Origin of the sequence: Chamaesiphon sp. GL140_3_metabinner_50 (assembly GCF_025361915.1) — a bacterium.
Lineage (GTDB): Bacteria > Cyanobacteriota > Cyanobacteriia > Cyanobacteriales > Chamaesiphonaceae > Chamaesiphon.
Genome location: NZ_JANYJC010000157.1, coordinates 1 through 10,795 on the forward strand (window position 1 = coordinate 1; position 10,795 = coordinate 10,795).

Below are 10,795 nucleotides of genomic sequence, written 5' to 3' on the forward strand. Positions count from 1 at the left end.
AACCAGCCCAACCAGCAACCAAAGCTGTATGCATTAAATGCACTGATATCAGCCGACCTGGGTATACTGGGACTTGGAACTGTTTACAGATCCTCGGACTGGCGAACCAGCTCTAGATTTACCCAAAATGTTTGGGATTCACTTGTTCCTATCTGGACTCCTTTGCTTTGGATTCGGAGCATTCCACCTGACTGGTTTATTTGGCCCAGGGATGTGGGTGACAGACCCCTTTGGGATTACGGGGCACGTCGCTCCAGTCGCTCCAGAATGGGGACCTGCGGGATTCAATCCGTTCAATCCTGGCGGCGTAGTCGCTCACCATATTGCAGCGGGTACCGTCGGCATCATTGCTGGTTTATTCCACTTGACTGTCCGCCCACCCGAAAGACTTTACAAAGCTCTGCGGATGGGAAATATCGAAACTGTACTATCATCCAGTATCGCCGCCGTATTCTTTGCAGCATTCATCGTTGCTGGAACCATGTGGTATGGATGTGCTACTACACCGATCGAGCTATTTGGTCCGACTCGTTATCAGTGGGATAGCGGTTATTTCCAACAGGAGATCCAACGTCGCGTTCAGACTAGCGTTGAAGATGGCAAAACCGAAGCCGAAGCTTGGCAGGCAATTCCTGACAGACTGGCATTCTATGACTATGTAGGTAATAGCCCTGCCAAAGGTGGTCTATTCCGTACTGGTGCAATGAACAAAGGCGACGGAATCGTCCAAGGTTGGCAAGGACATCCAGTATTCAAAGACGCTGAAGGTCGAGTACTGAGTGTACGTCGTCTACCAAACTTCTTTGAAAGTTTCCCTGTCATCTTGACTGACTCTGAAGGGATTGTACGTGCAGACGTTCCGTTCCGTCGGGCAGAATCCAGATACAGCTTCGAGCAAGCTGGAATCACTGCTAGCTTCTACGGTGGTGCTTTAAACGGTCAAGTCTTCAAAGATGCCAACCAAGTCAAGCAGTTCGCTCGTAAAGCTCAAGGTGGTGAAATCTTTGAATTCGATCGTGAAAAACTTGGCTCTGATGGTGTATTCCGCACTAGTCCTCGCGGTTGGTTTACTTTCGGTCACGCTGTATTTGCGTTATTCTTCTTCTTTGGTCATCTCTGGCATGGTTCGCGGACAATCTACCGCGACGTATTTGCTGGTGTAGAAGCCGATCTAGAAGAGCAAGTAGAGTGGGGATTATTCCAGAAATTGGGAGATCCTTCTACTCGGAAGAAGGAAGCCTAATAAATTGGGGATTGGGGGTTGGATAGTTTTTCATCCCCAATCCCTGGCTACTATTAAACAAAAATGATCCTGTAGGATTTTAGAGATGGAAGCAACTATTTATATTTTGGTAACGGCGTTGGCTTTGGGAACTGTGTTTTTTGCGATCGCATTTCGCGAACCAGCCAAGATTCCCCGCAAGAAAGATTAAGCAACAATTTCAGTTTAGGCACGATCTGAGCTAATCTAGAGAAATCTCTAGATGGCTCAGATTTTGCTTTTGGGGTAATAAGCTTCTATGGTGGTTGGGCAGGTTTGGACGATAGTTATGATTAAGAACGAGGATTTTTAGCATAAACCTGCCCCTACAGATCCGTACTTTTCAACATTTATAATGCAATGTCCTCGCTGCCAGTATACAGATAGTCGTGTGTTAGAGTCTCGATCGACAGAAGCGGGACAGAGTATTCGCAGGCGGCGGGAATGTTTGGAGTGCAAGCATCGGTTTACGACCTACGAGCGGCTAGAATTTGTGCCTGTGACCGTGATTAAGCAAAATTCTCACCGTGAATATTTCGATCGATCTAAGCTGCTCAGAGGGATGATCCACGCTTGTCAAAAAACTGGACTACCACCAGAAACACTAGAAGGAATCGTTGATAATATTGAAGCTCAACTTCAAACCAGAACGCTGCGCGAAGTAACTACGGCGGAAATTGGAGAGCTGGTGCTGTCCGAATTGCGCCCACTGAGTGAAGTCGCCTATATTCGGTTTGCGTCTGTCTACCGTCAATTTCAGGGGATTCGGGACTTCGTGGATACACTTCACCAGTTAAATCAAGTTCGGAATCAAAAGTAAGTAGTGATTAAATTGCTGGATTCTTAATCAGATAGGCAAGTAACAAATTAGAAACCTCCTGTTCAAACTGACTATCGCTAACCAGATGCGGCTGTTCGATCACAGCAGCATGGCAGAGCGAATCAACAGTGCGGCTTAAAATAAATACAGTTAGATCGATGTTTTGGGGATGAATGTAATCGCGCCAGCGTTCGAGATAGGCGCGAATCAGTATCGAAATTCGTTCATTAGCCTGTTGCATTTTGGGTGAACGTTCTGAATAAGGAATCTCCTCACTCAAAACCTGATGCAGTCTGGGATTAATGGCATGGGCAGCGATTATGGCTGTGATAATTTCTGGAATGACGATTTCTAGGGGTGAGTCAAATAATCGCTCGAGTTTCATCCCGACTAATTCCACCATTTCCTGCGCGTGTTGCTCCATTAACGCTGTAACTAGAGACTCTTTATTGGGGAAGTATTGATACAGTGAGCCAATACTAATTCCTGCGCGTTCAGCAATCCGGTTAGTATTGGCTTTGTCATAGCCCTCTTCGACCAAAATGTGAGTAGTTGCTTCGATAATTGCTTCGACAGTTATACGAGATCGATCCTGTCGTGGCAGTTTACGCGGCGTTGTAGGAGGTTTATTAGGCATAAAAATACTTGAATAGAAAGCGAGTTGGCAACACGAGTATTTGCTCATATTATAGGATCAATTGCCGATCGATAATTATGAACCAACCCAAATATCGAGTATTTGTATGTACCAGACAGCGCACTCAGTCCGAAGACTGTTGTTTTAATTGTGGCGGAGTCGAGATTTATCAAGCTTTTTGCGATGAGATCGATCGACAACAGTTAATAAACCAAGTGGAAGTGCGACAATCGGGCTGCTTGGATCGGTGTGAAGCGGGGACAGTGGTGGCTGTTTATCGCGCTAATTGGCAGAATTTTACGTGGCTACCCGACAAGATTCAACACAAGGTGAGGAAGCTATTATTTCCCAATCGCCACTTGTATGGTCATCTGACTAGTGCCGATATTCCGGAGATCGTCGCAAGTCATTCGATCGATGGCAAGCCATTAAAACGCTGTCAGATTGATATTAATTAGGAAGATAAGCAGTATCAAGACAGCTAAATTATTTTACGCGACCATCTCAATTTATAATTTCTTCCTGCTAGTACTAGAATTAAAATGATCTCATCAGTAGTTAGTGCTCAAGTTAATGTAAATACAACAGAAGCTTTTTATCATGTCACAACTATCGATCTAAAATCGATCTTTAAAGGTCACGGATTTTTGCCAGCAGTTGTCAATGTAAAGTCTCAAACGGGAAAGTGGGATGAGGCAGGTCAAACACAGACAGTATACTTATCAGACGGTAGTTATGCCCAAGAACAACTGACTCAGTATAATCAGCCAAATTATTTCTCGTATATCGTTAGTAATTTTTCTGGTGCTTTAGGCTTGTTAATTGCATCAGCAACAGGAGAATGGTGGTTTGATAATTGTGATTCTTTAGCTAACATTACACTCATTCGTTGGAGTTATACATTTATCCCCAAATCTTCATTTGCTATTCCGATCCTGTGGTTGATTAATCAGTTTTTATGGTCTGGATATATGCGATCGGTTATGGAAAATATCAAAGCACAGCTTGATACCAAAACACTTACATAAATAAAAATAACTGGTGCGTCATTCATTCGATGATAAAATTTGGGTCTGGACTTTGTTTTCTAGCTACCTGACCCATGAATACCCCAGTTTATCCCGTCCGCTGGCATAACGATCGTGTCTTGCTGATCGATCAAAATCGACTGCCGAATGAGTATACCCATGTGGAAATCAGTCGGGTGGACGATATGGCAAGAGCGATTACGACGATGATCGTGCGGGGTGCGCCAGCGATCGGGGTGGCGGCGGCTTATGGGATGTATTTGGGTGCTAAAGAGATTACCACTACAGATCGAGATGAGTTTTTGGCACAGTTGGTGGCAATTGGCAAAACGCTCAGAGCGACGCGCCCGACGGCGGTAAACTTGTTTTGGGCGATCGATCGGATGGAGGCGACAGCACGCAATTGTGCGGGGACTGTGGCGGAAATTATCCCGCAATTATTAGTTGCCGCGCAACAGATTAATGCTGATGATATCGCAACTTGTCAGGCGATCGGGGCACATGGCTTGAAAGTTTTACCCAGCAGCCCCGATAAGCTATGTTTGCTCACCCATTGTAATGCAGGTGCCCTAGCAACGGCTGGTTATGGTACGGCACTTGGGGTAGTACGATCGGCTTGGACGCAGGGGCGGTTGGCGCGGATCTATGCCGATGAGACGCGCCCGCGTTTGCAAGGTGCCAGACTGACTAGTTGGGAATGCGTGCAGGAGGGTATCCCCGTGACGGTGATTGCTGATAGTATGGCGGCACACTGTATGAAGCAGGGCTTAATCGATGCGGTGGTAGTCGGAGCCGATCGGATTGCTGCTAATGGCGATGCTGCGAATAAAATTGGTACTTATAGTCTCGCCTTGGTAGCTAAAGCGCATAATATTCCGTTCTTTGTCGCCGCACCGCGATCGACGATCGATTTTAGCCTTGATGATGGGAGTGGGATTCCGATCGAAGAACGTCATCCCTCGGAACTTTACCAGATTGGGGACACGATCGTCTGTCCCCCCGGCGTGGAGTTTTACAATCCCGCATTCGACGTGACTCCAGCTCATTTAATTCAGGCAATTATTACCGAATTCGGCGCGTTTCCACCAGCAGAAATTATCAATCTTCGGGATCGGGAATAGGCTTTAGGGATTAGGGATTAGGTTTTAGGTTTTAGGCTTTAGGGATTAGGGATTAGGTTTTAGGTTTTAGGTTTTAGGTTTTAGGTTTTAGGTTTTAGGTTTTAGGTTTTAGGTTTTAGGTTTTAGCGAAGATCTACCCACCCCACTGGGCGGGTGACCCGACCAGTAGCCCTACGGGCACCCCTCCGAGGAGGGGATTTTCCTTACTCCTTACTCCTTACTCCTTACTCTCCCATCTCCCATCTCCCATCTCCCATCTCACATCAACCGATCGATGTGTCAAAATAGAGATAGTCGGCAGTATGTTGGTAGTAGACTTTGAATAACTTGCAAGTGAGTGGTAGGAGCGTACGCACAGTGAATCCGATCGGATCTACTCTTCAAGAGCGTTATCAAATCCTGGAACGGTTGGGACATAATGGATCTGTCACCACCTATTTAGCCATCGATACTCAGATTCCGGGCAATCTTCAGCTCAAATGTGCGGTTCATAGTTACCCAATTGCCGATCCGACTCCCGATAGTCCTGACTGGCAAAAAGCGATCGATTCGGCACAGAGGTTGTATGATGTGAGTCGCCGCGTCGATCGACTGCCGATCGTTTATAGTTATTTTGTCGAAGATGGATGTTTATACATCGTGCGCGAGTTTATCGCTGGGGTGCCATTCTCGCAAGAGTTAGCGACGCGAACTTGGACTCAATCGCAAATAGTCATGCTGCTGGCAGACTTACTCGAAGTATTACGCGAAATCGAGCGGTGTGAAGTGTCAGCCGAACCTGTCGCGATCGAGCAGATCGTCCGCCGCCAGCTCGATGGCAAGCTGGTACTCGTAAATTTACCCCGATCGATCTCGTGCGCCGGGGAAACGCCTTTGGCGGACAATTTACAGGCGATCGGCTTCATTGCGATCGCGGCGGCGATTGGCACTGGATCGCCCCTAACAGCCAGCCAGATCTTGCAATGGCAACAACTAGCAACCCAAATCGATCGCCCAGAACCGATTGCGATTATCGATCGACTGATTGCGAGAGATCCCGAAAGCGGCTACCCATCAGCTTTAGCCGCTTGGCAAGCCATAGCGGGCGCGATTCCCCAATTGCTAGTGCATCAGCATTCCCCCGCCGATACGCGCCTAGAGATTGCCAAACACCTGCGCCTATTAGTCGAGCGCGGTACAGAATTTTATGAAGTCGGTAATTGCGAACAGGCGATCGCCGTATTCGATCGTGCGCTCGCGCTCGATCCTCAGTGTGTCGATGCCTATTGTGGTAGGGGCAATGCGCGACGGTTTATCGGCGACTATCCCGGCTCTTGGGATGACTTCGATCGGGCGATCGCTCTGGCTCCCGATTTGGGCGTTGCCTATATTGGGCGCGGCTTAGGGACGTGTTTTGGTTCGCCATCGACTACCGATCCGACTGCCGATTTCGAGCTGGGTAAAAGCTTACTCGTTAATCCGACAACCGCGATCGAATACGTGATGCGGGGTACCGCACAAGCTCAATTAGGCGATGCAGAAGGCGCGATCGCCGATTACGATCGGGCGATCGCCATCGATCCGCGCTTATTACTCGCCTATAATAATCGTGGTAACTTACGTCAGTATCTAGGCAATATGGCTGGTGCGATTGCCGATTTTAGTCAGGTACTAAAAATCGATTCCCACTCAGCGATCGCTTACAACAACCGTGCCATTATTTATACTCAGAGCGGGCAATATGCACCAGCCATTGCCGACTTTACCAAAGCGATCGAACTCCAACCAGATTTTATCAGCGTTTACAATAATCTCGGTAATGCTTACTATCAAATGGGCAAACATCCCGCCGCGATCGATAACTACTCTCAAGCCATCGCACGAGATCCCGACTTTGCTGTCGCCTACAGCAATCGTGCCAATATTTACCGGATCGACGGCAATCTTACCGCCGCGCTTGCCGATTACGATCGGGCAATTAGTCTCGATCCTGGCTTAGTCATCGCTTACTACAATCGGGGCATCTGTCAGCGACAAATGGGTAATCACCAAGCCGCGATCGATGACTATAGCCACACCCTCGCCCTCGATCGTCAATACTTCCATGCATACTACCATCGCGGTAATGCCCGTCAATACATCGGCGACAAACAGGGCGCGATCGCCGATTACACTCATACCATCTGCTTCGATCCCAACCATCTGCACGCATATTACAACCGTGCCATTAGCCGCAGCGCACTCGGCGACGTGCAAGGCGCAATGGAAGATATCGAACGCGCGATTAAATTATCGCCCAACTTTGCCAGAGCATATTACCACCGCGCTTGGCTCCTCGCTACCAATCACGAGCATCAATACGCCCTCGCCGACTATCAACGCGCGATCGATCTCCAGCCAAATTATCTCGATGCCTATTATCAGCGCGGTTGCAGCCATCAGAGCTTAGGTAACTTTTCAGCAGCAGTAGCCGACTTTTGCCAGACGATCGCCATCGATGCGTGTTACGCCCCAGCCTACTACCAACGCGGTAAAGTCCACACCCAAATCGGCGATCGCGCTGGCGCAATTAGCGACTACCATCAAGCCGCCAATCTCTACCTCGATCGTGGCGATAGCAAAACCTATCAACAGATTTTAGCCATCCTCGATCGACTAGGGACTAGGTTTTAGGGATTGGGTTTTAGGTTTTAGGTTTTAGGTTTTAGGAAAGGAGGTTCGATTGCCCGTTGGCGTAGCCTCTTCTCGAAACGAGACGCTACGCTACGCCAACGAGAACGAGAATCGAGCCAATTTTTTGCGATAAAATACCGACGATTCGATCGAACTTAGCACAAACCAGCCACAGCCCCAAGTGGCAAAAGCCCGATCGACCTGTACAATGAGTAATTGAGAAGAGAGTTGGTGAGGTGGTTGCGAGTTCGCCAGTCGAATTCGAGGAAAGTCCGGGCTTCCGAAAGACCAAACTTGCTGGGTAATGCCCAGTGCGAGCGATCGTGAGGATAGTGCCACAGAAAAATACCGCCGGGATTAGGCTTTAGGTGTTAGGTGTTAGGTATTAGGTTTTAGATGTTAGGGATAAAACTCCCGATTTTTAATTACCTAAAGCCTAAAGCCTAAAGCCTAAAGCCTAGACTGGTAAGGGTGCAAAGGTGCGGTAAGAGCGCACCAGCAGTATCGAGAGGTGCTGGCTCGGTAAACCCCGGTTGGAAGCAAGGCAGGGGCTATGGTTGGTCTTTTACCAGTTCCGATTGAGATCCGCTTGAGGTACTTGGTAACAAACTACCCAGATAGATAACCACCGTCTCGCAAGAGATCACAGAACCCGGCTTACTACCGACTCTTTTCTCTATTTTTTGAACTAGTTAACACCACTGATGCACCCACGGCGACAACAAGAATTGGGCAAGTTGATGATTCGGTTGGGATTGCCAGGAGATACGCAAATCGATTGGTCGTTGTTGGATATTGCCCTGACGCATCCGACAGTGGGAGTGCCTAACTACGAGCAGTTAGAGTTTATCGGCGATTCGGTGGTGCGGTTGGCTGCTTCCGAATTTTTGTGGGAGACTTATCCCGACAAGTCGGTGGGCGATTTTTCGGCGGTGCGGAAAGTATTAGTCAGCGATCGGATTTTAGCGCAATTAGCCGATAGTTATGGATTCGATCGTTATCTCACTCTAGCAGCTTCGGCGGTTGGCGATCCTTCGGGGCGGGTGTCGCGGCTGGCGGATGCGTTTGAAGCAGTACTCGCCGCACTGTATCTGACGACCAATAATCTGCAATTAGTCCGTCCTTGGCTAGATCCGCATTTTCAAAAATTAGCCACCGAAATTCTCCAAGATCCCGCGCGCCAAAATTATAAGGACGCGCTCCAAGAATGGACGCAAGCGCATTATAAGGCTTTACCAGAATACCGCGTCTCTGAAGATCCGCTCAAGCTCGACAGGTTTAAACGCTTTATTGCCGAAGTCTGGTTTCGCGATCGACAATTGGGCACAGGTACGGGACAATCTAAGAAAGCCGCCGAACAAGCTGCTGCGAAGGTTGCCTTTGCCCAGGTAATGGGGAGTAGGGAATAGGGGATAGGGGATCTACCTACAAGTTCGCTAGACTTCGTTTGAGGTTGGTTTACCCCCCCAACCCCACCTTATAAAGGGGGGGCTTTTCATGCTCCCTCCCCTTTATAAGGGGAGGGCTGGGGTGGGGTAGAGGACTACGCATCAACTCAAATAACTTGTGTAGATAAACCCAAAGCCTAATCCCTAACCCCTAGCTATTTGTGCGATCTATCGAGTACAATAATAAATTGTGTCTAAACAAATTTATTCCAATGCCGAAACTCAAAAGCCGCAAAGCAGCAGCGAAGCGTTTTCGCGCCAGCGGCACTGGTAAAATCATGCGCCGTAAGGCATTCAAAAGCCACCTGCTCGAACACAAAAATGCCGATCGTCGTCGGAGCCTATCGAAGGCAACAGCCGTTGACGAGACTGATGTGCTCAGAGTACGCGGAATGCTCCCTTACTTGTAACTATCCACCTGGATAATTACCAAACTTCAAAACTGGTAGCTTGAGGACTGAGATCGTAAATAACTATCGATAATGCCGTAGAGCAATTTTAATCACCAACTCACCTAATTTAAACTATGACACGGGTAAAGCGCGGTAACGTGGCGCGGAAGCACCGCAACAAAATTCTCAAGTTAGCAAAAGGCTTTAGAGGTGCTCACTCTAAACTCTATCGGATTGCTAACCAACAAGTAATGAAGGCATTACGGAATGCCTATCGCGATCGTAAGAAGAAAAAACGCGATTTTCGTCGCTTATGGATCGCGCGGATCAATGCAGCTTCTCGTCAACATGGCATGAGCTACAGTCAATTGATTGGCAATATGAAGAAAGCCGACATCCAACTCAATCGGAAGATGTTAGCTCAAATCGCCATTCTCGATCCCGCTAGCTTTGAAGCGGTAATTAAACTAGCCGCAGCAGCAGCGACGAAATAGACTAATTAGGTATGAAGGATAAAGCACGATTGAATCGATTTAAGTCTTTATTCTTCGCCTTATTATCGATCGGAAGTATCATCAGTTGGCAAACCGCAGTTCAAGCTGGAACACTCAAGGAAATCCAGCAACGACACAAATTAATAGTAGCAGTCAAAGATAATTTACCCCTGTTCGGATTGCGAGATCGCACTGGTAATTTACAGGGCTTAGAAATAGATATCGCCCGTAAATTAGCCGCAGAAATATTTGGTAATGCAGATTCTATTCAGTTTATCCCTGTCGCCAATCAAGATCGGCTGAAAGTAGTAATTGATGGCACAGTAGATCTGACGATCGCGAGAGTAACAATTACGGCGACTCGATCGCGGGTAGTTGATTTTAGTAGGTATTATTATCTAGATGGAACAGGGATAATTACCAATCAAACTAATATCAATAAAAATAGTGATTTAGTTGGTAAAAAGATCGCCGTATTAAATAGTTCTACAACGATCGCCGCACTTCAATACATTATCCCTCAATCAAAATTAGTCGGTGTAAATAGCTATCAACAAGCTCAATCGTTATTAGCTACAGGTAAAGTTGTGGCAATTGCAGCAGATCGGAGTCTGCTACTTGGCTGGAACAAAACCGATGCTAATTATCATCTTTTACCCAATAAATTATCTACTGAAGCATTGGGAATCGTTATCCCTAAAGGGATTAAATCCGATTCCTTGCATCAATTGGTGGACAGATCGATCGAACGTTGGCAAGCTGATGGTTGGCTCCAACAACGCATTCAATACTGGGGATTACAATAGTCAACTAATTAGGGCTTGCTGAATTAGTCCATGGTGTTGCTCTAAAGGCTGAAATCCTTGCTAAAGGATGGTTCTGTTGCAAAGATTTTCGCTCGATCGAGGGATTCAAGCGATCGAGTACAAGGGTTTTGAGCCT

Annotated in this window: 12 protein-coding genes, 1 other RNA gene and 1 pseudogene; 12 read left to right on the top strand and 2 right to left on the bottom strand. The window is 47.4% G+C overall.

Translation table 11 applies throughout. The features are described from left to right. Positions 1–43: hypothetical protein (locus Q0R35_RS19500; RefSeq protein ID WP_366944846.1), on the bottom strand; the 43-nt coding region annotated here is incomplete at its 3' end. 15 nt (positions 44–58) lie between these two features. Here Q0R35_RS19500 and psbB point away from each other — a divergent pair. From psbB to nrdR, 3 genes and pseudogenes are all read left to right on the top strand, one after another. Continuing rightward, a pseudogene (gene psbB, locus Q0R35_RS08160) lies at positions 59–1,243 on the top strand (photosystem II chlorophyll-binding protein CP47); the annotation flags it as partial. 85 nt (positions 1,244–1,328) lie between these two features. Continuing rightward, on the top strand, positions 1,329–1,433 hold the full coding sequence (locus Q0R35_RS08165; RefSeq protein ID WP_295615907.1) for a photosystem II reaction center protein T: 105 nt from the start codon (positions 1,329–1,331) through the stop codon (positions 1,431–1,433). 183 nt (positions 1,434–1,616) lie between these two features. After that, positions 1,617–2,081 (top strand): transcriptional regulator NrdR, encoded by a 465-nt coding sequence (gene nrdR, locus Q0R35_RS08170; RefSeq protein ID WP_295615910.1) that lies wholly within the window; start codon positions 1,617–1,619, stop codon positions 2,079–2,081. A gap of 7 nt (positions 2,082–2,088) precedes the next feature. On the opposite strand, the gene Q0R35_RS08175 is transcribed toward nrdR, so the two are convergent. Beyond that, positions 2,089–2,718 carry a TetR/AcrR family transcriptional regulator gene (locus tag Q0R35_RS08175; protein WP_295615913.1) on the bottom strand — a complete coding sequence of 210 codons (630 nt, stop codon included), beginning with the start codon at positions 2,716–2,718 and terminating at the stop codon, positions 2,089–2,091. 77 nt (positions 2,719–2,795) lie between these two features. On the opposite strand from Q0R35_RS08175, the gene Q0R35_RS08180 reads away from it, so the two are divergent. From Q0R35_RS08180 to Q0R35_RS08220, 9 genes are all read left to right on the top strand, one after another. Continuing rightward, positions 2,796–3,176 carry a (2Fe-2S) ferredoxin domain-containing protein gene (locus Q0R35_RS08180; RefSeq protein WP_295615916.1) on the top strand — a complete coding sequence of 127 codons (381 nt, stop codon included), beginning with the start codon at positions 2,796–2,798 and terminating at the stop codon, positions 3,174–3,176. An 84-nt stretch (positions 3,177–3,260) separates the two neighbouring features. Then, positions 3,261–3,746, top strand: coding sequence for a hypothetical protein (locus Q0R35_RS08185; RefSeq protein ID WP_295615919.1), 486 nt, complete (start codon positions 3,261–3,263; stop codon positions 3,744–3,746). Between the two features lie 74 nt (positions 3,747–3,820). Then, positions 3,821–4,867 carry an S-methyl-5-thioribose-1-phosphate isomerase gene (gene mtnA, locus Q0R35_RS08190; RefSeq protein ID WP_295615922.1) on the top strand — a complete coding sequence of 349 codons (1,047 nt, stop codon included), beginning with the start codon at positions 3,821–3,823 and terminating at the stop codon, positions 4,865–4,867. A gap of 357 nt (positions 4,868–5,224) precedes the next feature. Beyond that, entirely contained in the window at positions 5,225–7,519 is a 2,295-nt protein-coding gene (locus tag Q0R35_RS08195; RefSeq protein ID WP_295615925.1) for a tetratricopeptide repeat protein, read from the top strand. A 224-nt stretch (positions 7,520–7,743) separates the two neighbouring features. Then, positions 7,744–8,194: RNase P RNA component class A (rnpB, locus tag Q0R35_RS08200), an RNA gene on the top strand. Positions 8,195–8,223: 29 nt separating this feature from the next. Further along, the gene (gene rnc, locus Q0R35_RS08205; protein ID WP_295615928.1) at positions 8,224–8,928 is read left to right on the top strand and encodes a ribonuclease III; all 705 of its coding nucleotides are present in this window, start codon (positions 8,224–8,226) and stop codon (positions 8,926–8,928) included. A 251-nt stretch (positions 8,929–9,179) separates the two neighbouring features. Continuing rightward, positions 9,180–9,377: a 50S ribosomal protein L35 gene (gene rpmI, locus Q0R35_RS08210; RefSeq protein WP_295615932.1), complete on the top strand. Its 198-nt coding sequence runs from the start codon at positions 9,180–9,182 to the stop codon at positions 9,375–9,377. Positions 9,378–9,493: 116 nt separating this feature from the next. After that, a complete protein-coding gene (gene rplT, locus Q0R35_RS08215; RefSeq protein WP_295615935.1) occupies positions 9,494–9,853 on the top strand; it encodes a 50S ribosomal protein L20 in 360 nt (119 codons plus the stop codon). An 11-nt stretch (positions 9,854–9,864) separates the two neighbouring features. Continuing rightward, positions 9,865–10,659, top strand: coding sequence for a transporter substrate-binding domain-containing protein (locus Q0R35_RS08220; RefSeq protein WP_295615938.1), 795 nt, complete (start codon positions 9,865–9,867; stop codon positions 10,657–10,659). The last annotated feature ends 136 nt before the right edge of the window (positions 10,660–10,795 follow it).